15 protein-coding genes and 1 tRNA gene are annotated in these 23983 nt (G+C 64.0%); 14 read left to right on the top strand and 2 right to left on the bottom strand.

From position 1 onward, the window contains the following. Positions 1 to 49: 49 nt before the first annotated feature. Positions 50 to 1339 (top strand): adenylosuccinate synthase, encoded by a 1290-nt coding sequence (locus HNH97_RS03125; RefSeq protein ID WP_171789829.1) that lies wholly within the window; start codon positions 50 to 52, stop codon positions 1337 to 1339. Positions 1340 to 1512: 173 nt separating this feature from the next. Here the strand turns inward: HNH97_RS03125 and rpoH are convergent, their stop codons facing one another. Both rpoH and HNH97_RS03115 read right to left on the bottom strand, forming a co-directional pair. Further along, positions 1513 to 2412, bottom strand: a complete 900-nt coding sequence (gene rpoH / locus HNH97_RS03120) for an RNA polymerase sigma factor RpoH (protein WP_171789828.1) — start codon at positions 2410 to 2412, stop codon at positions 1513 to 1515. A gap of 255 nt (positions 2413 to 2667) precedes the next feature. Beyond that, positions 2668 to 3639, bottom strand: coding sequence for an RluA family pseudouridine synthase (locus tag HNH97_RS03115; protein WP_171789827.1), 972 nt, complete (start codon positions 3637 to 3639; stop codon positions 2668 to 2670). Between the two features lie 50 nt (positions 3640 to 3689). On the opposite strand from HNH97_RS03115, the gene HNH97_RS03110 reads away from it, so the two are divergent. The 13 genes from HNH97_RS03110 to htpG all read left to right on the top strand — a co-directional run bounded on the left by HNH97_RS03110 (position 3690) and on the right by htpG (position 23748). Then, positions 3690 to 4040, top strand: coding sequence for a hypothetical protein (locus tag HNH97_RS03110; RefSeq protein ID WP_110912401.1), 351 nt, complete (start codon positions 3690 to 3692; stop codon positions 4038 to 4040). 99 nt (positions 4041 to 4139) lie between these two features. Beyond that, a tRNA-Glu gene (locus HNH97_RS03105) sits at positions 4140 to 4215 on the top strand. A 297-nt stretch (positions 4216 to 4512) separates the two neighbouring features. Continuing rightward, complete coding sequence (locus HNH97_RS03100; RefSeq protein ID WP_110912350.1) at positions 4513 to 4989, top strand: RrF2 family transcriptional regulator; 477 nt, start codon at positions 4513 to 4515, stop codon at positions 4987 to 4989. A 679-nt stretch (positions 4990 to 5668) separates the two neighbouring features. Then, complete coding sequence (locus tag HNH97_RS03095) at positions 5669 to 6757, top strand: glycosyl hydrolase family 8 (protein ID WP_227744572.1); 1089 nt, start codon at positions 5669 to 5671, stop codon at positions 6755 to 6757. After that, positions 6754 to 7872 (top strand): hypothetical protein, encoded by a 1119-nt coding sequence (locus tag HNH97_RS18265; RefSeq protein ID WP_265176125.1) that lies wholly within the window; start codon positions 6754 to 6756, stop codon positions 7870 to 7872. The genes HNH97_RS03095 and HNH97_RS18265 overlap by 4 nt, the downstream gene beginning before the upstream one ends. A 276-nt stretch (positions 7873 to 8148) precedes the next feature. Next, on the top strand, positions 8149 to 12741 hold the full coding sequence (gene bcsA / locus HNH97_RS17820) for a UDP-forming cellulose synthase catalytic subunit (protein WP_265176126.1): 4593 nt from the start codon (positions 8149 to 8151) through the stop codon (positions 12739 to 12741). 131 nt (positions 12742 to 12872) lie between these two features. Then, on the top strand, positions 12873 to 16640 hold the full coding sequence (locus tag HNH97_RS03070) for a cellulose synthase subunit BcsC-related outer membrane protein (RefSeq protein WP_276556966.1): 3768 nt from the start codon (positions 12873 to 12875) through the stop codon (positions 16638 to 16640). Then, positions 16640 to 17110 (top strand): cellulose biosynthesis protein BcsD, encoded by a 471-nt coding sequence (gene bcsD / locus HNH97_RS03065; RefSeq protein ID WP_110095297.1) that lies wholly within the window; start codon positions 16640 to 16642, stop codon positions 17108 to 17110. Before HNH97_RS03070 ends, bcsD begins: the two co-directional genes overlap by 1 nt. Positions 17111 to 17464: 354 nt before the next feature. Beyond that, on the top strand, positions 17465 to 19681 hold the full coding sequence (locus tag HNH97_RS03060; protein WP_171789824.1) for a beta-glucosidase family protein: 2217 nt from the start codon (positions 17465 to 17467) through the stop codon (positions 19679 to 19681). A gap of 2 nt (positions 19682 to 19683) precedes the next feature. Continuing rightward, positions 19684 to 20412, top strand: a complete 729-nt coding sequence (locus HNH97_RS03055) for a hypothetical protein (protein WP_244949264.1) — start codon at positions 19684 to 19686, stop codon at positions 20410 to 20412. A 200-nt stretch (positions 20413 to 20612) separates the two neighbouring features. Continuing rightward, positions 20613 to 21107: a cupin domain-containing protein gene (locus tag HNH97_RS03050; RefSeq protein WP_171789823.1), complete on the top strand. Its 495-nt coding sequence runs from the start codon at positions 20613 to 20615 to the stop codon at positions 21105 to 21107. Then, positions 21107 to 21757 carry an NUDIX hydrolase gene (locus HNH97_RS03045; protein WP_227744568.1) on the top strand — a complete coding sequence of 217 codons (651 nt, stop codon included), beginning with the start codon at positions 21107 to 21109 and terminating at the stop codon, positions 21755 to 21757. The genes HNH97_RS03050 and HNH97_RS03045 overlap by 1 nt, the downstream gene beginning before the upstream one ends. A 119-nt stretch (positions 21758 to 21876) precedes the next feature. Further along, entirely contained in the window at positions 21877 to 23748 is a 1872-nt protein-coding gene (htpG, locus tag HNH97_RS03040) for a molecular chaperone HtpG (RefSeq protein ID WP_171789822.1), read from the top strand. The last annotated feature ends 235 nt before the right edge of the window (positions 23749 to 23983 follow it).

Genomic DNA, 23983 nt, shown 5'->3' with positions numbered 1-23983 from the left:
CTGACGATGCGCATCCGGATCGTCAGAGAAGCAGAGCGAGGAGCAGTACATGTCCAACGTCACCGTTATCGGCACCCAGTGGGGTGACGAGGGCAAGGGCAAGATCGTTGACTGGCTGGCCAGCCGCGCGGACATCGTCGTGCGGTTCCAGGGCGGCCACAATGCCGGGCATACGCTGGTGGTGGGCGACCAGACCTACAAGCTGTCGCTGCTGCCCTCGGGGCTGGTGCGTGGCAAGACGGGCGTGATCGGCAACGGCGTCGTCGTCGATCCCGAGGCGCTGCTCAAGGAAATCGACCGTGTGACGGCGCAGGGCCTGAAGGTCACGCCCGACACGCTGAAAATCGCGGAGAACGCGCCGCTGATCCTGCCGGTGCATGGTGCGCTTGACCGCGCGCGTGAGGCCGCGCGTGGCGAGCGCAAGATCGGCACGACCGGCCGTGGCATCGGCCCCGCGTACGAGGACAAGGTGGCGCGCCGTGCGATCCGCCTGTGCGACCTTGCGGAGCCGGAGACGCTGGACTGGAAGCTTGACGAACTGCTGCTGCACCACAACACGCTGCTGCGTGGTCTGGGGGCCGCGACCTTCACCAAGGACGAACTGATGGCGTTCCTGACCGGTATCGCGCCGCGTGTGCTGCCGTTCATGGCCCCCGTATGGGACCTGCTTGACGACAGCCGCCGCGCCGGGTCGCGCATCCTGTTCGAGGGCGCGCAGGCCGTCATGCTTGACGTGGACCACGGGACCTACCCGTATGTCACAAGCTCCAACACGGTCGCGGCGAATGCAGGCACCGGCAGCGGCGTCAGCCCGACATCCGTCGGCTTCGTGCTGGGCATCGCCAAGGCCTACACCACCCGCGTGGGCGAGGGGCCGTTCCCCAGCGAACTGCATGACGAGATGGGCCGCACGCTGGGCGAGCGCGGGCATGAATTCGGCACCGTCACCGGTCGTCCGCGCCGCTGTGGCTGGTTCGATGCCGTGCTGGTGCGTCGCGCCGTGCGCGTCGGGGGCGTCAACGGACTGGCGCTGACGAAGCTTGACGTGCTCGATGGCCTCAAGGAGATCAGCATCTGCGTCGGTTATGAACTCGACGGGGTGAAGACCACGCATTTCCCGTCTGCCCCCGCGGCACAGGCGCGCATCCGCCCGGTGTTCGAGACGATGGAGGGCTGGGAAGGCACGACCCATGGCGCGCGTTCGTGGGCGGACCTGCCCGCGCAGGCGATCAAGTATGTCCGCCGGATCGAGGAACTGGTGGAGGCGCCGGTCACCCTGCTGTCCACCAGCCCGGAACGTGACGACACGATCCTGATGCGCGACCCGTTCGAGGATTGAGGAAGAAGGACAAAAGTTTTTGGTGAAGCTTTTGATCTAAAAAGCTTCAAAGAGACGTCGCCTTTTTGAAAAAAGGCGACACCCAAAAACTTTTATTGATTTCAGTAAGATAATGAAAACGGCCCGGGGGATTGCTCTCCCGGGCCGTTTTTCATGGTTCCGCCAGCGTTGTTTCAGCCCTTGTGGGCCTTTTCATGTTCCTCACGCCGGGCCGCGACTTCGGCCTTCATCGCGTTCTGCACCTTTTCAAAGGCGCGGACCTCGATCTGGCGCACCCGTTCGCGCGAGATGTTGTAGACGTGCGACAGGTCTTCGAGGGTCGCCGGATCGTCCTTGAGGCGGCGTTCGGTCAGGATATGGCGTTCACGCTCGTTCAGGGACTTCATCGCATTGGCCAGCAGCGCCTTGCGCCCGGAATACTCCTCGTTTTCGGCAAGGGTCTGTTCCTGGTTGTCGTGGTCATCCACCAGCCAGTCCTGCCATTCCCCTTCGCTGTCGGCGCGCAGGGGGGCGTTCAGGCTGTGATCCGGGGCGGACAGCCGCCGGTTCATGTTGACGACGTCCTGTTCCGGAACGCCCAGCGACTTTGCGATCTTGTCCACCTGTTCGGGCTGCAGGTCGCCATCGTCGATGGCCTGCATCTGCCCCTTGAGGCGACGCAGGTTGAAGAACAGCTTTTTCTGCGCGGCGGTGGTGCCGATCTTCACCAGCGACCAACTGTGCAGGATGTATTCTTGAATTGCGGCGCGGATCCACCACATGGCATATGTGGCCAGACGGAACCCGCGTTCGGGATCGAAACGGCGCACGGCCTGCATCATGCCGATGTTGCCTTCGCTGATCAGTTCGCCCACCGGCAGGCCATAACCGCGATAGCCCATCGCGATCTTTGCCACCAGACGCAGGTGGGAGGTGACCAGTTTGTGTGCTGCTTCCGTGTCGCCCTTTTCCTTCCACAGGCGCGACAGTTTCAGCTCTTCCTCGGGGGAGAGCATCGGAAATTTGCGGATATCCCGAAGGTACTTTGACAGGTTGTGTTCGGGACCGGATAGAATTGCGGAAGAAGAGGCCATCAGAATCGGACTCCTGTGTCCGGATAAACAAGCTGGCGGGGTCAGTCTGTAACGAGCAGGCGACCGACGGGTTGCAGCCGTTTTCCGAGAGACGCACGACTGGACTTGTTGTCGTCCCCACAGGACATCCCCGGAATGGGCGATATCGTGCAGGACGTCCAGTTAGCCTGGGGGCGTCGGCCCCGGCGAACAGTTCCAAGCGATACTGTCCCTTGGCGGTGGCGTCAAGGAAAGCCGCATTAAACCGCCTTAATATCAGCCAATCGCGGCAAGCAGGTCTTGGAAATCGCGCGGGGGCTGCGTCTCGAACAGCAGGTGTTCGCCCGTGCGTGGATGCACGAAGCCAAGGCGCGCGGCATGCAGCGCCTGGCGGGGGAAATCCAGTGCCGCGGCGCGGGCGTCGGCAGGGAGGCCGCGCGCGGCGGCGGGAATGCGCCGCAGGTAGGTCGGATCCCCCACCAGCGCGTGTCCCGCATGGGCGAAATGCACCCGGATCTGGTGCGTGCGCCCGGTCGCGAGCTTGCATTCCACATGGCTGAGGCTGCCATGGAAGGTATCGAGCGTGCGGTAATGGGTCAGGGCATGCTTGCCGCCGCCATTGCTGATGACGGCCATGCGCTTGCGGTCGCGCCGGTCGCGCCCGATCGCGCCATCGAACGATCCCGTAGTGGGGGTCAGCACACCCCAGCACACCGCCTGGTAGGCACGTTCGATATCGCGACTGGCAAAGGCGGCGGACAGCGCCTGGTGCGCCAGTTCGGTCTTGGCCGCCACCATGACGCCCGATGTATCCTTGTCCAGCCGGTGCACGATGCCGGGGCGACGTTCGCCGCCGATCCCCGTCAGGCTGTCGCCACAATGGCCCAGCAGCGCATTGACCAGCGTCCCGTCCTCGTTCCCCGGCGCGGGATGCACCACCAGTCCCGCCGGCTTGTCGATGACGATCAGGTCGCGGTCCTCGAACAGGATGTCGAGCGCGATGTCCTGCCCCTGTGGTGTCGCCGGGGCGGCGGCGGGCACCCGCAGTTCATAACGCATGCCCGCGCGCACCGGGTCGGCCGGATCGCGCAGCACCACGCCATCGCGCAGGAGGTGCCCGGCCTCCATCAGGGACTTGATGCGCGAACGCGACAATGTGCCGATCGTGTCGGCCATGAAGCGGTCGGTGCGTTGCCCTGCATCCCCGACGGTGGCAATGACGGGGGCAGGCTGGATGTCTTGGGTCATGGGGCGTCCATGTAATGGAAAAACTCGCGTTCGGAAACGGAAAGCACACGATGGAAAAACAGGGGTCGCGCGCGCTGCTTGCGGCGGTGATCGGCATGGGGGTTCTGCTGGCGGTGGGATCGCTGGTGCTGGTGGGTGTGCTGGTGCACCGGATTTCGCATCCCCGCGACAGCGCGCCGGAACCGGTGCAGGCTGCGGCCGGCACGGGCGCGCAGGCCGTGCTGCCGCAGGATCTGGGGCGGCTGGTGCTGGATGAACCTGCGGGCACGCATGTCACCTCGCTTGCGCGGCAGGGGGACACGACGCTGGCGGTGGCGCTGACAGGCGGTGGGGCGGACCGTGTCATCATCTGGGACCTTGCCCGTAACCGCATCATCGGGCGCCTGCAGGTTTCGCCCTGAAACCGGCCATCGCGGAAGAAAAAAGCATGCAGATCGCATTTTGGGGGATTTGTCCGCTTGTGTCGGTGGCCGCAATCCTCTAGAAGCGCCTTCGGCCCTGTCCCGTTCGTCTAGAGGCCTAGGACACCGCCCTCTCACGGCGGCAACACGGGTTCGAATCCCGTACGGGACGCCATTGGTTCTGCGGCACGTTTCTGCCGGGATCGGTGGCATGTTCGTGCCTTCTCACCTTTTCAATCCATGCGCCCACAAGCTTAAGTCCTGCGCCGGACAGTTCCCGGTTATTGGCCAATATTGCATGTGGCGCGCAATATATACAAAAACACAATAAATCTTATATGGAAATATAGCGGAAGCTTTTTTCGGTAGGGTGTGGAATATTATCGTTTTTTACGCTTCAGGGCGGAATGCGGCCGTCATTACGCCGTGTGGTAATGTCCCGCCTTCATTTCGGAAGATGCGAACAGATTAGATGCGTTTGACCCTGCATACCGATTATGCCCTCCGGGTTCTGCTTTACGTGGCGTTGCGTCCCGACACGCGCGTTTCGATACGTGAGGTGGCGCAGGCCAACAGGGTGTCGGAAACCCACATGGTCAAGGTCGTCCACAAGCTGGGGCGTGCGGGCCTGATCCGCACGGTGCGCGGCCGTGGCGGCGGGATCGAACTGGGCCAGGCCGCGGACGAGATCCGGATCGGCGCGGTCGTGCGCCTGACCGAGGAAGAGCGGCAACTGGTATCGTGCATGCGCCCCAAGACCGAGGCCGAGGAATGTGTGCTGAGCGGATTCTGCCAGTTCTACTTTGTCCTTGGCACAGCGCTCGATGCGTTCATGGAGGTGCTGGACCGCTGGACGCTGGCCGATATCCTGAAGATGTCCGCGCGCGATGACATGATGCGGCGGCTGTTCATCACCAATGATGCCACCCTTGACGAGCGCCTGCCGTAACCTGCGGCAGGACCTGTCCGGCAGATATGCCAGCGGGCACACAAAAGGGGCAGGGGCGCGCTTTACTTGCTTTTTCAGGTTCCTGTCCCGCTGTTTTCCATTGTGGTCCGTAAAGATGTAAATATAATACAAAATTGGCACGTCGCCACTTGCCAGCAGATGAGTGTCATTGATCTGCATCAACCCGGATTGAAATTTTAAATATCTTTCGGGTTTCCAATTTTCTTCGAACGTAAGAATATTATTACACCGACTTAAGCTTTCGGGTATGGGGCGTCTGGTTTGTTCAGGCGGCACCTGCCCTGGCGAGGGAAGGTCCCCGGTGCGGGTTCCTGCATGGTGCGGGAATTGCGGGATCGGGGCTTGTGATAAAATTACAACTTCCGTCGGGCCGTATCGTGGCATGGGCTTTGCCATTGTTTGCCAAGGGCGGGGCGATGATTATGATCGGAGCGCGGTGCAGGCGATATCCCAAGTAAATCCATGACCGGGGATGCTTTTCGGGAATTGTGCTGTATCCGGTCCGGATATTTTTCGGGAGCCGTAAGGGGCATGCATGGATCCGCCGCAGGGACGGGGTCCGCTGCCCATCATGGTTCCATGGTGTTGGCGACCGGTTTCTGTGGTGCCCTGGATGCGCGTCTTTGAGGATATGTAAGGTCTGATGCAGTTGATTTCCATGATGACTGAAGAAAAGAATTCTCCGACCGCACGCGGGGTCGGGCGGCGTTCCTTTATGTCGGTCATGGCGGCGATGGGAGGTGCTCAGATGCTTTTGTCCGGCAACGCATCCGCGGACGATGCCGCCCCCGATCCGGTCATGCAGCAGTGGGCCATCTTCCGCAGCAAGTACCTGCGCTCCGACGGGCGTATCATTGATACGGGCAACGGTGGCGAATCCCACAGCGAGGGGCAGGGCTACGGCATGCTGTTCGCCGCGGAAGCAGGTGACCTCGCCGCGTTCGAGGCGATATGGGTCTGGGCACGCACCAACCTGCAGCACACCGATGACAAGCTGTTTTCCTGGCGCTACCTCAGCGGCCATCAGCCGCCGGTGCCTGACAAGAACAACGCAACCGATGGCGACCTGCTGATCGCGCTGGCGCTGGGGCGGGCGGGCAAGCGGTTCAAGCGTGCCGACTTCGTTCAGGACGCCATGGCCATCTACGGCGATGTCGTGAACCTGATGACGATGAAGGTCGGGCCGTATGTCGTCCTGATGCCCGGCAAGACCGGGTTCATCAAAAAGGACAGCGTGATCCTCAACCTGTCCTATTACGTGATGCCTTCGCTGCTGCAGGCGTTCGACCTGACGGCGGACCCGCGCTGGCGCACGGTCATGAAGGACGGGCTGCGCCTTGTCTCCGCCGGGCGTTTCGGGCAATGGCGCCTGCCTCCCGACTGGCTGGCGGTCAACCGCACCACCGGCGCGCTGTCGATCGCGCCGGGATGGCCGCCGCGCTTCTCCTATGATGCGATTCGTGTGCCGCTCTACCTTTACTGGGCGCATATGCTGGCGCCGGACGTGCTGGCTGATTTCAGCCGCTTCTGGAACAATTTCGGGGCCAGTGCCCTGCCGGGGTGGGTTGACCTGACGACCGGGGCGCGTTCGCCATACAACGCCCCGCCCGGATATCTTGCGGTTGCCGAATGTACGGGGCTTGATTCTGCCGGGGAACTCCCGACACTGGACCATGCGCCCGATTACTATTCTGCAGCGTTGACGCTGCTCGTTTACATCGCGCGGGCAGAGGAGACTATAAAGTGAGTGCTTCAGGGTCTGATGATGTCGCTGGGGGAAAGCGGGCCGAAAGTCCGCAGGATTTTCAGCGGGTCCTGCGTTCCTTCGGCGTTGAGGGAGGGGGCTATTCCTACCGGCCGTTTGTCGACCGTTCCTTTGAGCCGACAACGGTGCCCCCGCAGGTCGAAAAACGGCTGGATCAACTGGAACATGAAGAGAAGGTAGAGGAAACGGGCGACTCCACGCCTGATACCGATGTCGCGGCCCAGTCCGCGCCGCAGCCTGAGGCCGAACCGGTTGCGCCTGCCCCGGCCGAGGTGAAGCCGGCCCCGGTCGCGGCCGAGGTTCCGGCAGAGCCGGTGGCTCCCGCCCCGGCAGCACCAGCCCCTGTCGCGCCGGCCCCTGCTGTTGCGGCCACGCCGGCACAGCCCGAACCTGCGGCCCCCGTTGCCGCCGCCCCGACCCCTGCGCCCGAGACGCCGGTGCAGGACACCGTGCCGCCGCCTGTTCCGCCGGTTGCCGAACAGGCGCCGCCTGCCGCGCCGGACCCGGCATCGGTGCCCTATGCGAACATGATGCCGCCTGCGGCCCCCGCGCCGGTCGCCCCCCCGGCGGCGCAGCCGCGCCCGGACACGACCCGCATGGTGGAGCCCTTCTCCCGTCCCCCGGTGCGTCCGGCGCGGACGGCACCTGCGGCTTCACGTGTGCCTTCGCTTTCAATGAACTCTTCCCCCCGCCCATCGGTATCGCCCATAAGTGGGGACCCGATGGACAGGGGTGTCGTCGATGAATGGAGTCCTGTTCCAAAGGCGCGCCTCAGCCCGCGGGAGCGTCCACGCCCCGGCGACCTGAGCTTTTTCTTTCAGGGCGTCCGTGAAGCGCGCGAAGAAAGAAAATTCTTTCCCGTGGCGTCCACGCGATCAGTTCGTAGCAATGTTTCCAGGGTGACCAGCATGACCAAGACAGACACGAATTCCACACAGGCCTCCCAGCCCGGCAGCCCCATCCCGTCCCCCGACGGGTCGCCCACCATGACGGAAGTGTTCATGACGCTTGGTGGTCGTGCGACGGAGATGCTTAATCCCCGGCCGACGTTGCGCGAGGCGCTGCTGCGCCGTCGCGAAAGCGAAGAAGGTTCCTGAGTTCAGCTAGTTCAGGAGATCACCTGCCCCTGCGGCCACCCATGAAACGGTGGCGGCAGGGGAAGTCCGGTCTTCGCATCGGCTCGACGATTCGTTCTGTCTTTGGCCCCGGCGATGCTTTGCTGCCTGGGCGGGCCCGCTTTTCCCCGACATGACCACAGATGGTCGGGGTCAGGTTTTTTTGACGTAATCTTTCTGTTTTACAGCATTTCGGACGAGTTGTTTATGCCAGAGGTTCGGTCGTCAACGCAGTCAGAGTCAGGAATGTCCCGCTGGGTGGGAAAAATTCTTTCCATTCGTGGTGTGGGACTGCTTATCGGTGTTTTTGGCTTGTGTGCGCTGATTGCGGCTACGTCCGTAACCCTGCCGCCAGAACAGCAGTTGATTGTGGCATTTGTATGTGTCGTGATCTTTTTTGTTGTCGGTCACAAGCCCAGCCGCCGGTCACAGATTTTCCTCGAGGTACTGTCAGGTCTGGTTTCGCTGCGTTACCTGACGTGGCGTCTGACTGAAACGCTTTCATTTGATACATGGTTGCAGGGCCTGCTGGGGACAATGCTCCTCCTGGCGGAACTTTATGCCCTGATGATGCTGTTCCTCAGCTATTTCCAGACGATTGCGCCACTTCACCGTGCGCCGCTGCCGCTGCCGGCGAATATCGATGAATGGCCGACGGTCGACATCTTCGTCCCGACCTATAACGAGGAACTGAGCATTGTCCGCCTGACGGTGCTGGGCTCGCTTGGCATTGACTGGCCGCCCGAGAAGGTGCGGGTCCATATCCTCGATGATGGCCGCCGTCCCGAATTCGCGGAGTTCGCCAGGGAGTGTGGCGCGAATTACATCGCCCGTCCCACCAACGAACACGCAAAGGCCGGTAACCTCAACTACGCCATCGACCATACGGATGGCGACTACATCCTGATCTTTGACTGCGATCACGTCCCGACCCGCGCCTTCCTCCAGTTGACGATGGGCTGGATGGTGGAGGATCCGAAGATCGCACTGATGCAGACACCGCATCACTTCTACTCCCCCGATCCGTTCCAGCGGAACCTGTCCGCCGGTTACCGCACCCCTCCCGAAGGCAACCTGTTCTACGGCGTGGTGCAGGACGGCAACGACTTCTGGGATGCGACCTTCTTCTGCGGATCGTGCGCGATCCTGCGTCGCACCGCGATTGAACAGATCGGCGGATTTGCGACCCAGACCGTGACCGAGGACGCGCATACCGCGCTCAAGATGCAGCGTCTGGGCTGGTCCACGGCCTATCTTCGCATCCCGCTTGCCGGTGGCCTCGCGACGGAACGCCTGATCCTACATATCGGTCAGCGCGTGCGCTGGGCGCGTGGCATGCTGCAGATCTTCCGCATCGACAATCCGTTGCTGGGGAAGGGACTGTCATGGGGGCAGCGGCTCTGTTACCTGTCGGCCATGACGTCGTTCCTGTTCGCGGTGCCGCGCGTCATCTTCCTCAGTTCGCCACTGGCGTTCCTGTTCCTGGGACAGAACATCATCGCGGCCTCCCCGCTGGCGCTTCTTGCCTACGCCATTCCACACATGTTCCATGCCGTCGGCACGGCGTCGAAGATCAACAAGGGCTGGCGCTACTCCTTCTGGAGTGAGGTCTATGAAACCACGATGGCGCTGTTCCTGGTGCGCGTGACGATCGTGACCCTGCTCAGCCCCTCGCGCGGCAAGTTCAACGTGACGGACAAGGGCGGGTTGCTTGAAAAAGGTTATTTCGACCTTGGCGCCGTCTATCCGAACGTCATCCTTGGCATCATCATGTTCGGTGGCCTGGTGCGCGGTATCTATGAACTGTCCTTTGGCCATCTCGACCAGATCGCGGAACGCGCCTACCTGCTGAACTCCGCATGGGCGCTGCTCAGCCTGATCATCATCCTCGCGGCCATTGCGGTGGGGCGTGAAACCCAGCAGAAGCGCAACAGTCACCGTATTCCCGCCGTCATCCCGGTGGAGGTTTCCAGCGCGGATGGCGCCATCGTCACCACCGGCCTGACCGAGGACCTGTCCATGGGTGGCGCGGCGGTGAAGATGTCCTGGCCCGGCAAGATCTCCGGCCCCACGCCCGTATATGTCCGCACGGTCCTTGATGGGGAGGAACTGAACCTTCCGGCCAAGCTCATCCGCAGTTCCAGCGGGCGCAGCATCTTCATCTGGAGCATCGATAACCTGCAGCAGGAATTCGCGGTCATCCGCATGGTGTTCGGCCGTGCCGATGCGTGGGTCGATTGGGGCAACTACAAGCCTGACCGTCCCCTGCTCAGCTTTCTGGACATGGTGCTCAGCGTCAAGGGCCTGTTCCGTTCCAGCGGCGACATCGTCCACAGCAAGGGCCCGGCCCGCGGTGGCGATGCCAACAAGGGCAATGCCCTGCCGGATGATGCGAACAAGTCCGACCGTCAGGAGCGCATGCTGAAGGGAACCGTGAAAATGGTTTCGCTTCTGGCCCTGCTGACATTCGCGTCCTCGGCGCAGGCCGCGCCGGCGGCCAGCAAGGCGATTGCCGCCAAGGCGCCGGTCCATCAGCCCGAAACCACCGACCTGCCGCCGCTGCCGGCCCTGCTGCCGACCAATAATGGCGCGGGCCAGTCCGATCCAGTGGCCGCGGCACCCGGCAGCCCCACGGGGCAGCCGCTTGCGGCGGACAGCGCGGATGCGATGGTGGACAATGCGGAAAATACGCCCGACACGGCGACGGTCCATAATTATACGCTCAGGGACCTTGGCGCCGCAGGCTCCATCACGATGCGCGGCCTTGCACCGCTGCAGGGGATCGAGTTCGGCATTCCTGCCGACCAGCTTGTGACCTCGGCACGGCTTGTGCTGTCGGGTTCGATGTCGCCGAACCTGCGTCCGGAAACCAATTCCGTGACCATGACGCTGAACGAACAGTTCATCGGCACGCTGCGCCCCGATCCGGCACACCCGACATTCGGTCCCATCTCGTTCGAGATCAACCCGATCTTCTTCGTCAGTGGCAACCGCCTGAACTTCAACTTCGCCTCCGGGTCAAAGGGATGTTCGGACATCACGAACGATACGATGTGGGCGACGATCTCGGAGAATTCGCAGCTCCAGATCACGACCATCGCACTGCCGCCGCGGCGCCTGCTGTCGCGTCTGCCGCAGCCGTTCTATGACAAGAACGTGCACCAGCACGTCACGGTTCCCATGATCCTGGCGCAGACCTATGATCCGCAGATCCTCAAGGCTGCCGGTATCCTCGCATCGTGGTTTGGCAAGCAGACCGACTTCCTTGGCGTGAACTTCCCGGTTTCCTCCACCATTCCGAAGGTTGGCAATGCCATCCTGATTGGCGTGGCCGACGAACTGCCGACCAGCCTCGGGCAGCCACAGGTGACCGGTCCGGCCATCCTTGAACTGCCGAACCCGTCAGACACGAATGCCACGATCCTGGTGGTGACCGGCCGTGACCGCGACGAGGTCATCACCGCGAGCAAGGGCATCGCCTTCAGTTCCGCGCCCCTGCCGGCTGACAGCCACATGAACGTGGCGCCGGTGGACGTCGCGCCCAGCAAGCCCAACGATGCGCCATCCTTCATCGCGATGAACCATCCGGTGCGCTTCAAGGACCTTGTCACGCCCGAGAAGCTGCAGGAAACGGGCTTTACGTCCGGTGTGCTGTCGGTTCCGTTCCGTATCTCGCCCGACCTTTATACGTGGCGCGACCGCCCGTACAAGATGCAGGTGCGTTTCCGTTCGCCGGCGGGTGCGGAGAAGGATGTCGAGAAAGCCCGTCTCGATGTCGGCATCAACGATGTGTACCTGCATTCCTATGGGCTGCGTGAACCGAACGGCATCCTGCAGAATATCGGCCTTGTCCACCCCTCGGCCGGCATGCAGGTGCATGACCTCGACGTGCCGCCCTGGACCGTGTTCGGTCAGGACCAGTTGCATTTCTACTTCAATGCCCTGTCCCTGGCCCATGGTGTCTGCCAGGGCAGCGCCGCCAGCAATGCGTTCCATCTCGGGATCGATCCGGACTCCACCATCGATTTCTCCCGCGCCTATCACATCGCCCAGATGCCCAATCTTGCCTACATGGCGACGGTCGGCTTCCCTTTCACGACCTATGCGGACCTGTCGCATACGGCGGTCGTGCTGCCGGAACATCCGAACGCGGCCGTGGTCGGGGCCTATCTTGACCTGATGGGCTTCATGGGGGCGGCGACATGGTATCCGGTTGCGGGCGTGGACATCGTGTCGGCCGACCATGTCAGTGACGTGGCCGACCGCAACCTGCTGGTCATCTCGACCCTGGCGTCCGGTGCCGAGATCGCCCCGCTGCTGTCGCGCTCGTCCTACGAGATTTCGGATGGCCACCTGCGCACTGCATTGCATGTCTCCACGCTGGATACTGTCCTGAAGGCGATTGATGACCCGCTGACGGCGTATCGTGAACGTGACAGCAAGCCGCAGGATGTCGACAGCCCGCTGACGGGTGGCGTCGGTGCGATGGTCGAGGCGGAATCCCCCCTGACAGCGGGCCGCACGGTTCTGGCGCTGCTGTCCGCCGACGGGGCGGGGCTGAACAACCTTCTCCAGATGATGGGAGAGCGCAAGCAACAGGCCAAGTTCCAGGGGGATCTGGTCCTTGCGCACGGTGAGGAGCTTTCGTCCTTCCGTAATTCGCCGGTCTATACGATCGGTTCCCTGCCGGTCTGGCTGTGGCCTGACTGGTATATGCACAACAGGCCGGTTCATGTGCTGCTTGTCGGCCTGTTGGGATGTGTTCTGATTGTCAGTGTCCTTGCACGGGCCCTGGCGCGGCATGCTGCCCGGCGTTTCAAGCAGCTTGAGGATGAGAGGCGCAAGTCGTGACCCATAAACGATATGCTTCGTCCCTGTCCGCCGGTCTTCTCGCAACGACCTGCGCTGCAGGCCTGTTGCTGCAGGCGAACGGTGCACGGGCACAGCAGGCAGCGGAGCAGGCTCCTGCCAATACCACCATGATGCAGGCGGGGGCCGTGACCCCCGTCCAGAGCGGGCAGGCCGCCGTGGTGCAGAGGCTGGTGCAGCAGGCCCGTTTCTGGATGCAGCAGCACCAGTACGACAACGCGCGCCAGTCCCTGCAGAGTGCCGCGCGCCTTGCACCGGATTCGATCGACCTGCTGGAAGCGCAGGGCGAATACCAGTCGCGGATCGGCAATCGCGACGCCGCCCTTGATACGCAGCGCCGCCTGCATCAGGCCGCACCCGGCAGTGCGTATGAAAGCCGCCTGAACGACCTGCTGCATGAACAGGCGATTTCGCAGCCTGACCTTGCGCATGCGCGCTCGCTTGCGGCATCGGGCCATAGCGACCAGGCGGTGGAGGTGTACCAGCACCTGTTCAACGGCCCCACGCCGACGCCGTCTCTGGCGGTTGAATATTACCAGACGCTGGCGGGCGTCCCGGGGCAGGCGAATGCCGCGCGTGACGGACTTGTCAGCCTGGTCAAGACCAATCCTTCGGATTTCCGTGCACAGTTGGCGCTGGCGCAGGTGCTGACCTATCAGCCTGCCACCCGGATGGAGGGGCTGCAGCGTCTCCAGGCGCTGGAGAAATACCGTGCCTCCGCCCCGGTGGAAGCAGCGACCGCGGAAAAATCATATCGCCAGACGCTGTCGTGGCTGCCGGTCACGCCGGAGACGCTACCGCTGATGCAGCAGTGGCTGGATGCGCATCCGTCGGACACCGCGCTGCGGACCCATATGACGGAACCGTCGGGCGGCCCGCCTGACAAGGGCGCGCTGGCGCGGCAGGACGGGTTCAAGGCGCTGAATGCCGGGCGGCTGTCCGCAGCGCAGGCGGACTTCCAGAACGCGCTGAACCTGAATGCGAAGGATGCCGATGCACTCGGCGGCCTCGGCCTTGTCGCCATGCGCGGGGGCCATAACGATGAAGCGCACCGCTACTTTGAGGAGGCGATCGCCGCCGATCCCAAGAGTGCGGGGCACTGGCGCCCGGCTCTGGCCGGCATGGCCGTGGGCGAGGAATATGGCACCGTCCGCCGCCTGATCGCGAGCGGGCAGACACAGGAAGCCGAGCAGCGCCTGATGTCGCTGGCACGCCAGCCCGGACAGTCCGAGGGCGCGACGCTGATGCTTGCGGACCTGCAGCGCACGACCGGCCAGACGGGTGAGGCGGAACGCAATTACCGTGCGGTCCTTGCGCGCAATGGCGACAATCCCATCGCGCTGATGGGGCTGGCCCGCGTCCTGATGGGCGAGGGGCAGGAGAGCGAAGCCAACGCCCTGCTGTCGCGCCTTGGTGGCCGGTACAGCACGCAGGTGCAGCAGATCGAGGTTTCGGGCATCATGGCCGAAGCCGCCCGCACCACCGATTCTGCACAGAAGGTCAGCCTGCTGCGGCAGGCCATGGCCAAGGATCCGGATGATCCGTGGCTGCGCATCAACCTTGCCAACGCGCTGCAGCAGCAGGGTGACAGTGCCGAAGCGTCGAACGTCATGCGCCCGCTCCTGACGAGTCCGCGCACGCCGGACGATTACCAGGCAGCGATCCTGTATGCGTCGGGCAATGGCAACGATACCCTGACGCGCCGGCTTCTGGCCGGTCTGTCGCCGGACGAGTATTCACCGGCCATCCGCACGATCGCCGATGAAATGGCGATCAAGGCCGACCTTGCCGCCCGCCTGTCGATGGTGTCCAACCCCACCCCGCTCGTGCGCGAGGCGCTGGCCGTGCCGGACCCGACGGGCGCGCGTGGCGTGGCCGTGGCCGACCTGTTCCGCCAGCGGGGCGACATGCTGCATGCGCACATGGCGCTGCGCATCGCCTCCACGCATACGGCGGACCTGACGACCGAGCAGCGGCTGGCCTATGCCACCGAATACATGAAGATCAGCAACCCGGTTGCCGCCGCGCGTCTTCTCGCCCCACTTGGCGATGGCAGCGGGACCGCGACCGGTTCGGCGATGTCGCCCGACCAGCGCCAGACGCTGATCCAGTTGCGGATGGGGATTTCGGTTGCGCAGTCGGACCTGCTGAACCAGCGTGGTGACCAGGCCGCGGCCTATGACCATCTTGCGCCCGCCCTGCAGGCCGACCCGGAAGCCACCTCGCCCAAGCTCGCGCTGGCGCGGCTGTATAACGGGCGCGGCAAGTACGGGCATGCGCTGGACATCGACCTGTCCGTCCTGCGCCACAACCCGCAGGATCTTGACGCGCGGCAGGCCGCCGTGCAGGCCGCAGCGAACGACAACAAGGACGGGCTGGCCATGCAACTGGCCCAGGATGGGGTCCAGCAGTCGCCGATGGATGCGCGTAGCTGGCTTGCCATGGCGGTTGCGGACCGTGCGGCGGGGCATGGCGAACGTACGCTGTCCGACCTGCGCCGTGCCTACGAACTGCGCCTCCAGCAGCTCAAGATCAGTCGTGGGGAAGCCACCGCCAGCGATGAGACGCAGGCGACCGCCCCGCCGACAGCCAACCCGTTCCGCCGTGATGCGTATGGCCATGCGCTGCAGCTTGGTGCGCCTCCGGGCGAAAACGGCTACAGCACGGCGGGCAGCGTGCCCGAGATTTCGGACCAGATGCTGTCGTCCATCAACGGGCAGATCCATACCCTGTCGGAGGACCTTGCGCCGTCCGTCGATGCCGGGCTTGGCTTCCGCGTCCGTTCCGGCACGCGCGGCATGGGGGCGCTGACGGAGGCCTCGGTGCCGATCGTCGGGCGCATTCCGCTGCAGGCGGGCACGTCGGCGCTGACCTTCACCGCCACGCCAACCTTCCTGACGTCGGGGCACCTGCCGCAGACCGGGTATGATATCCCGCGTTTCGGCACCAACCTGTTCGCCCTGGAACGGAACCTGCAGGACCAGAACAACAGCGCGGAGCATCGCATCAATACCGATACGATCGGGCGCGAGGCGGGTGTGGCGCCGGATGTGCGTTTTGCCAATAACTGGGTCAGCGCGGATGTCGGGGCCTCGCCGCTGGGCTTCACGCTGCCGAACGTGATCGGCGGCGTCGAATTCGCCCCGCGTGTCGGGCCGGTGACCTTCCGTGTCAGTGGGGAACGCCGTTCCATCACCAACAGCGTCTTGTCCTATGGCGGGATGACCGATGCCCTGACCGGCAAGAAGTGGGGTGGCGTCGTCACCAACCACTTCCATGGCCAGGTCGAGGCCACGCTGGGCAATACGATCCTGTATGGTGGTGGTGGCTATGCCATCCAGACCGGCCATCATGTCCAGAGCAATACCGAAGTGGAAGGCGGGCTCGGGGCCAATACCCTTGTCTACCGCAACCGCAAGCATGAAGTCCGCGTGGGCGTGAACCTGACCTATTTCGGGTACAAGCATAACGAGGACTTCTATACCTACGGGCAGGGTGGCTACTTCTCGCCGCAGTCCTACTTTGCGGCAACGGTGCCTGTCCGCTACTCCGGTCACAGTGGCCTGTTCGACTGGGATGTCACCGGATCCATCGGCTATCAGCTGTTCCATGAGCACAGCTCGGCCTTCTTCCCGACCAATCCGCTGTATCAGACCCTTGCGAACGGGCTGGCGGGTGTATCTACTGCTGAACTATCCTTGGAATCGGCCCGGTATCCCGGCGATGATGTCGGCAGCCTTGTTGGTGGTTTCGATGGACGGGTGGGTTATCGCGTCAGCCATTCGCTGCGCCTTGACCTGTCCGGTCGTTTCCAGAAGGCTGGCAACTGGGATGAGGGCGGCGCCATGATCTCGGCTCACTATCTTATTATGGACCAGTAATGACAATTTATGAGAAAAAACCGGACTTCACCCTGTTTCTTCAGACCCTGTCCTGGGAAATTGACGATCAGGTCGGGATCGAGGTCAGGAACGAACTCCTGCGTGAGGTTGGACGGGGCATGGGCACGCGCATCATGCCGCCGCCGTGCCAGACCGTTGACAAGCTGCAGATCGAACTGAACGCGCTGCTGGCCATGATTGGCTGGGGCACCGTGACGCTCGAACTCCTGCCCGAGGACCAGTCCCTGCGCATCGTGCATGAAAACCTGCCGCAGGTCGGCAGCGCGGGTGAGCCGTCGGGCACGTGGCTGGCCCCGGTGCTCGAAGGCCTGTATGGCCGCTGGGTCACGTCGCAGGCGGGTGCGTTCGGTGATTATGTCGTCACGCGCGACGTTGATGCCGAAGACCTCAACGCGGTTCCGCGCCAGACGATCATCATGTACATGCGCGTGCGTAGTTCCGCGAACTGAGGCGCGACAACGGCGGTCTGGTCCGCCGCTGTTTATCAGGCAGGCCTCTGCGGTCGCGTGGGATGCAGCAGCACCCGGCGCGATAACTGCCAGCCAGTCATGGCGGCCCGGTCGTCCCCTTTCGGGATGGCCGGGCTTTTTGCTGTCTGCGGGGATTGCGCCATGGGGCAGGTCTGTATCGGCTGTCCCTGATGATAACGTCCCATTCGTTGATTTTTCCTGACCGACATTGCGATAGGTCATGCACTTTTGGCGGGGGGGTGTTCATCTTCGGGATCAAATGGGGGCGGCGTGCCAGCGTCTGGTGTCAGCGTCTTCGGGTTCTGCAATAGGTATGGGGAGGATGATCGGCACATGACGATGTCTCGTAAACTGGTGTTGCTGTCCGCGGTGGCGCTTGGCGGTCTGGTGGCGCTGTCTCCCGGCGCGCAGGCGCGGCACGGGCATGACGCCCCGGCCACGGCCGATACCCGTGCGCGCGACCTGCTGTCCCGCATGACGCTGCAGGACAAGCTGTCGATGGTTTTCACCATTGATGGGGGCGGCACGATGGGCAATGCCCCGATCCCGCCCGGTGGGCTGGGCTCGGCCGCCTACCTGAAGACCCCGGCGGGCCTGCCGCCGCTGCAGATCGGTGACGCCGGCCTCGGCCTGCGCAATCCCTCGCACATACGTCCGCACGGGCAGGCGGTCGGGCTGCCCTCCGGCCTTGCCACCGCGAGCACGTGGGATCCGGACATGGCCCGGCAGGGGGGGGCGATGATCGGCAGCGAGGCCTGGCGGCAGGGGCTCAATGTCCTGCTGGGCGGTGGCGCGGACCTGACGCGCGACCCGCGCGGGGGGCGTAATTTCGAATATGCGGGCGAGGACCCGTTGCTGACGGGGCGTGTGGTCGGGGCGACCATCGCGGGCATCCAGTCGCAGCATGTGATTTCCACGCTGAAGCATTTCGCGATGAACGACCTCGAGACCTCGCGCATGACCATGAGCGCGGACATCGACAATGCGGCGATGCGTGAAAGCGACCTGCTCGGCTTCGAGATCGCGCTGGAGGTCGGGCATCCCGGTTCGGTCATGTGTTCGTACAATCGCGTCAACGATGTCTATGCCTGCGAAAACCCGTACCTGCTGACGAAGGTGCTCAAGCAGGACTGGAAATATCCCGGCTTCGTCATGTCCGACTGGGGGGCGACCCATTCCTCCGCGCGCTCCGCACTGGCGGGACTGGACCAGGAATCGTCGGGTGACGATGCCGACGCGCGTCCCTATTTCCGCGAGATCCTGGCGCGTGACGTCAAGGAGGGCCGCGTTCCCGCCAGCCGTGTGGACGACATGGCGCAGCGCATCATCCGCAGCATGTATGACGTGGGGCTGGTGGACCATCCGCCGGTCATGCAGCCACTTGACGTCGTGACCGATACGCTCGCCGCCCAGAGGGACGAGGAAGAAGGCGCGGTCCTGCTGAAGAACAGTGGAAACTTGCTGCCGCTGTCGCCCACCGCGCGGGTGGCCGTGATTGGCGGGCATGCCGATGTGGGCGTGATCTCTGGCGGGGGGTCCAGCCAGGTCGATCCGATCGGTGCGCCCGCGATCGGCGTGGTCAAGGGACCGGGCAAGAAGGAATGGCCGGGCGATCCCGTCTATTTCCCCTCCGCGCCCTATCGCATGATGCAGGCCGAAGCCCCGTCCGCGCGCCTGACCTATACCTCCGGCACGGACATCGCCCGTGCAGTGGATGCGGCGCGCAGGGCGGATGTGGCGGTCGTGTTCGTGACGCAGTTTTCCTATGAAGGCATGGACACCAGCAACGCCATGACGCTGGACGGCAATCAGGATGCGCTGGTGGCTGCGGTCGCGCGCGCCAATCCGCGCACGGTGGTGGTGATGGAAACGGGCAACCCCGTCATGATGCCGTGGCTGGACAGTGTCGGCGCGGTGATGGAGGCATGGTATCCCGGTTCGGGCGGTGGCGCGGCGATCGCCCGCCTGCTGTATGGCAAGGTCGCCCCGGCCGGCCACCTGCCGATGACATTCCCCGCATCGCCCGCGCAACTGGCCCATCCCGACATCGCGGGTGTGACGGCCACCAACGTGTTCGAGATGCAGTTCCATACCGATCAGGAACTGGTTTATGACGAAGGCAGCGAGGTCGGCTATCGCTGGTTCGACCGGACGCACGCAAAACCGCTGTTTCCGTTCGGCTATGGCCTGACCTATACCAGCTTCGCCCATGATGGCCTGCGGGTCCGGCACCATGGGGATGATGTCATCGCCACCTTTACGGTGCGCAATACCGGCACGCGGCCGGGCGTGGATGTGCCGCAGGTCTATGTCCGCCTGCCCGATGGCGGGGGACGGCGTCTGGCGGGATGGCAGCACGTGACGCTGGCACCGGGCGAAAGCCGCGAACTGTCGGTCACGCTGGAGCCACGCGTGCTGGCGCATTTCGATGAGAAGCATGACCGCTGGAGCATGCCGTCAGGCACATACCGCGTCTGGCTGGGATCGTCCGCCACGGATGAGTCGCAGCAGGCCACGATCCACCTCGGCGGCCGGAAAATGGCGCCCTGAGCATGAGGGGCGCGCGCATGGGGCAGGGGACCGCATGGAAACCTGACGGGCATCGTGGTGGCCCGCCCCGTTCACGCCTGTCGGCCATCGTGCTGGGCGCGGCATTGCTGTTCGGAGGGGGAGGGACGGCCATGGCCGCGGACTGGCCCGATACGCCCATGGCGCGGATGCGGATGCAGGCCGAAATCCGCACGTTGCAGGTCGCCCTGCTGACGCAGCCAAGTGCGACCGTCACGCTGGAGGACTGGTGCGCCCGTCACGCCATGGCCACGCCCGCGCGGGTGCTGGCGCGGCGCCTGCCCGAAACACGGATGGCCATCCCGGCGCAGGTGCGCGCGGACCTTGGCGTGGGGGCGGATGAACCCGTGCGCCATCGCCGCGTGGCCCTGTCGTGCGGGTCGCATGTCCTCTCGCTTGCCGATAACTGGTATGTGCCTGCGCGCCTGACGCCTGCGATGAATGCGCGTCTGGAGCAGACGGACGTGCCGTTCGGCCATGTCGTCGCGGATCTGGGGTTTACCCGGCGCACGCTGGACTCGACCCTTTTGTGGTCACCGCTGCCCGCAGGGTGGGAGGCACAGGCGCTGCCGCCTGCATCATCGGGCGCGATCGTGGTCCCGGGCGAGATCCTGCGCAACCGTGCGGTCCTGTCGCGCCATGATGGCGTGGCGTTCAGCGAGGTGGTGGAAACCTATACCGGCGCGATACTGGAATTCACGTCGCCAGCGTGAAGATGCGGCAAAGTCATGGATCCCAGGGGGCAATGCCCTTTGGCGGGTTTCAGGGCGAGGCCCCGAGCAACATCCCCGACACCCACAATCCACCATGACGGCGCGCCCCGGGCACGATGGGGGTGCGTTGCCTTGCCGCCCGCCGCCTGCTCGGGCACGGTTGCGCATCGTTTTCCCATTCAGGCAGAGGAGGTGTCCCCATGACCGAAACTCCCCCCACGCACGGCACGGCGCTGGACCTGCGCGACCCGGGACTGGATGCGGCGCGGGTCCGTGCCGCCCTGTCGCTGGCCCCGCACCCGGAGGGCGGCAGCTATCGCGAGGTCTGGCGTGAGGCGCGTGCCGATGGCGGGCGTGGCAGCGTCAGCACGATCGAATTCCTCCTTGCCGAGGGGGAACGCTCGCACTGGCACCGTGTCGATGCGGCGGAAATCTGGTGCTGGCAGGCGGGCGGCCCGCTGCGCCTGCGCATCGCGGCCGGGGGGCAGGCCGAACAGGTCATCACCCTTGGCCCGCGCCCTGATGCGGGGGAGGTATTGCAGGCCGTGGTCCCCGCAGGCGCATGGCAGGCGGCCGAAAGCATGGGGTCATGGTCGCTGGTGGCGTGCATCGTTGCACCTGCCTTCCTGTTCGAACGCTTTGAACTCGCCCCGCCAGGCTGGTCCCCCGCAGGGACGCGGGCAGGACACTCGTGATGAAGGATGTGATGATGACGGATGAACCGCAATGGCTGGTCCTGGCCCGTGAACTCCAGGCCATCGCGCAGAGCGGCCTTGCCTATGCCGATGGCAGCCCCTTCGACCGGGAGCGTTACGAGGCGGTGCGTGACATCGCATCGAAGATGATGGCGATGGGCAGCGATGAACCCGCGCCCCGGATCGCGGACCTGTTCGCAGGGCAGCGCGGTTACGCCACGCCGAAGGCCACGGTGCGCGGCGCGGTGTTCGATGCGCAGGGGCGCATCCTGCTGGTGCGCGAGGTGCTGGACCACGGGCGCTGGACCCTGCCGGGGGGATGGGCGGACGTGAACCTGTCCCCGGTGGAAAACACCATCAAGGAAGTGCGGGAGGAAAGCGGCTATATCGTGCGTGTCACGCGCCTGGCCGCGGTATGGGACCGCGCGCGGCAGGCGCATCCGCCGGGGCCGTTTTCCTGTTACACGCTGTGTTTCATATGTGAACTGCTTGGTGGCACGCCCACGACCAGCACGGAGACATCGGAAATCGGCTGGTTCGCGCGCGATGCGATCCCCGAGGACCTGTCGCTTGGCCGCGTGCTGCATGCGCAGATCGACGCGATGTTCGATTACGCCGCCAATCCGGCCCTGCCGACATGGTGCGACTGAACGCACGTAACACACTGTGTCATGGAGCGGACATAGCCCATTGAAATCGGGCGCAAACATTTCCATATCCAATCACAAGATATTTCGGCCGTTACTGAAGCTGGAGAACAGGTAAGAAGATGACAGAACAGACAGCCGCGCCCGCCGCAGCAGGCGGCGAACAGCATGAATTCAGCGCCGAGGTCGGGCGGCTTCTCGACCTTGTGGTGCATGCGCTTTATTCCGAACGGGAAATCTTCCTGCGCGAACTCGTCGCCAATGCCGCCGACGCCACCGACAAGCGCCGGTTCGAGGCCCTGACCGATGGTGCGCGCGCCCTGCCGGATGACGCGAAGATCCGCATCAATCCCGACAAGGATGCGCGTCTGCTGACCATCAGCGATGATGGCGCGGGCATGAGCAAGGAAGAACTGGCGCGCAACCTCGGCACCATCGCGCGCTCGGGCACCCGTGCGTTCGGAGAGGAACTGCAGAAGGCCAAGCCGGAAGAAAAGCCGAGCCTGATCGGGCAGTTCGGCGTCGGTTTCTATGCCGCGTTCATGGTGGCGGACCGCGTGGACGTGATCTCGCGCCGGGCCGGCAGCGACGAAGCCTGGTGCTGGTCCTCCACCGGCAAGGGTAACTACACCATTTCCCCCGCCACGCGGGAAAAGGCGGGCACGGACATCATCCTGCACATCAAGGAAGATGCCGACGATTTCCTTGATTCGTTCCAGCTTGAGACGATCGTGCGCAAGTGGGCGGACCATATCTCGTGGCCCATCAGCATCGTCAAGGATGGTGAGGAAAGCACCGCCAACAAGGGCACCGCGCTGTGGCGCAAGGGCCGTGGCGAGATTGACGAGGAACAGCTTAACGAGTTCTACCGTCACGTCAGCCACAATTTCGACACGCCATGGGCGACCCTGCACTGGCATGCCGAAGGCACGCTGGAATTCTCCGCCCTGCTGTTCATCCCGGGCAGCAAGCCGTTCGAATTCGGCGAACCCGTGCGTGAAAGCCAGATCCGCCTGCATGTGCGGCGCATGTTCATCACCGACGAGGCCGGGCTGCTGCCGCCATGGCTGCGCTTCGTGACCGGCGTCGTCGATACGGAGGACCTGCCGCTCAACGTCTCGCGTGAGATGCTGCAGGCGACCCCGGTGCTGGCGCGCATCCGCAAGGCCGTGACCAACCGCGTGATCTCCGAACTCAAGACCCGTTCCAAGGACGAGGCGGATTTCGAGAAGTTCTGGGACAATTTCGGCCCGACCTTCAAGGAAGGCATCTGGGACGACGCCGAACACCGCACCGAACTTGCGACCATCGCGCGCTTCCGTTCCAGCACGCAGGAAGGCTGGACCACGCTCGATGCGTATCTGGAACGCAAGAAGCCGGAGCAGGAGGCGATCTACTACCTGACGGGGGATCGCACGGAAATGCTGCCGTCCTCGCCGCAGCTCGAGGGGTTCCGCGCACGCGGGATCGAGGTGCTGCTGCTGTCGGATGCGGTGGATTCCTTCTGGCCCGACCGTCTTGGCGTCTATAAGGACACGCCGCTGCGCAACATCAGCCAGTTCCACGCCGACCTTGAGAAGTTCGGCGCGCCGGAAGAAACGGCGGAGGAAAAGAGCGACCTTGAATCCGTCCTCCCCGCGCTGAAGGAAGCGCTGGGCGATGCGGTGTCCGACGTGAAGGCGACGAATCGCCTGGTGGACAGCGCGGTCGTGCTGGGTGCGGCCGAAAACGGCCCCGACCTGCAGATGATCCGCCTGATGCGGCGCAGCGGGCAGGACGTGCCCAACACCGCGCCGGTCCTGCAGGTCAATCCGCGCCATGTGCTGATCCATGAACTCGCGCAGCGCGTGAAGGCCGGGGAGTCGATCACCGACCTTGCCCTGATCCTGATGGACATGGCCCGCATCCAGGATGGCGAAAGCCCGAAGGACCCGACCGGCTTTGCCCAGCGCCTGACGACGCTGCTGTCGAAGGTGGCCGTCAAGGCGGACTGACGCGGCCTTTGCGGCCCGTCGTTGCGATATCCCGTCATGCCGCCGTGCATGGCGGGATATTTTTTTGTCCCGCAGGTTTGCGATGATATATTGATGGAACAGAAGTTCCCGGCTGCCGCCGTTTTTCAAAAAGGCGGTGTCTCCTGAAGCTTTTTGAAAAAAGCTTCGGCAAAAACTTCTTCATTATTTGTACGATGCCGGGTGGGCGGTATCATGGTAATCCGGGCACGGGTGT

This window comes from Gluconacetobacter entanii, from assembly GCF_013155425.1.
GTDB lineage: Bacteria > Pseudomonadota > Alphaproteobacteria > Acetobacterales > Acetobacteraceae > Novacetimonas > Novacetimonas entanii.
This window is presented reverse-complemented; position numbering and strand designations above follow the sequence as displayed.

Coding starts and splice junctions, on each gene's coding strand:
- HNH97_RS03125 (WP_171789829.1), top strand. CDS start 50: ATGTCCAACGTCACCGTTATCGGCACCCAGTGGGGTGACGAGGGCAAG.
- rpoH (WP_171789828.1), bottom strand. CDS start 2,412: ATGGCCTCTTCTTCCGCAATTCTATCCGGTCCCGAACACAACCTGTCA.
- HNH97_RS03115 (WP_171789827.1), bottom strand. CDS start 3,639: ATGACCCAAGACATCCAGCCTGCCCCCGTCATTGCCACCGTCGGGGAT.
- HNH97_RS03110 (WP_110912401.1), top strand. CDS start 3,690: ATGGAAAAACAGGGGTCGCGCGCGCTGCTTGCGGCGGTGATCGGCATG.
- HNH97_RS03100 (WP_110912350.1), top strand. CDS start 4,513: ATGCGTTTGACCCTGCATACCGATTATGCCCTCCGGGTTCTGCTTTAC.
- HNH97_RS03095 (WP_227744572.1), top strand. CDS start 5,669: ATGATGACTGAAGAAAAGAATTCTCCGACCGCACGCGGGGTCGGGCGG.
- HNH97_RS03070 (WP_276556966.1), top strand. CDS start 12,873: ATGCAGGCGGGGGCCGTGACCCCCGTCCAGAGCGGGCAGGCCGCCGTG.
- bcsD (WP_110095297.1), top strand. CDS start 16,640: ATGACAATTTATGAGAAAAAACCGGACTTCACCCTGTTTCTTCAGACC.
- HNH97_RS03060 (WP_171789824.1), top strand. CDS start 17,465: ATGACGATGTCTCGTAAACTGGTGTTGCTGTCCGCGGTGGCGCTTGGC.
- HNH97_RS03055 (WP_244949264.1), top strand. CDS start 19,684: ATGAGGGGCGCGCGCATGGGGCAGGGGACCGCATGGAAACCTGACGGG.
- HNH97_RS03050 (WP_171789823.1), top strand. CDS start 20,613: ATGACCGAAACTCCCCCCACGCACGGCACGGCGCTGGACCTGCGCGAC.
- HNH97_RS03045 (WP_227744568.1), top strand. CDS start 21,107: ATGAAGGATGTGATGATGACGGATGAACCGCAATGGCTGGTCCTGGCC.
- htpG (WP_171789822.1), top strand. CDS start 21,877: ATGACAGAACAGACAGCCGCGCCCGCCGCAGCAGGCGGCGAACAGCAT.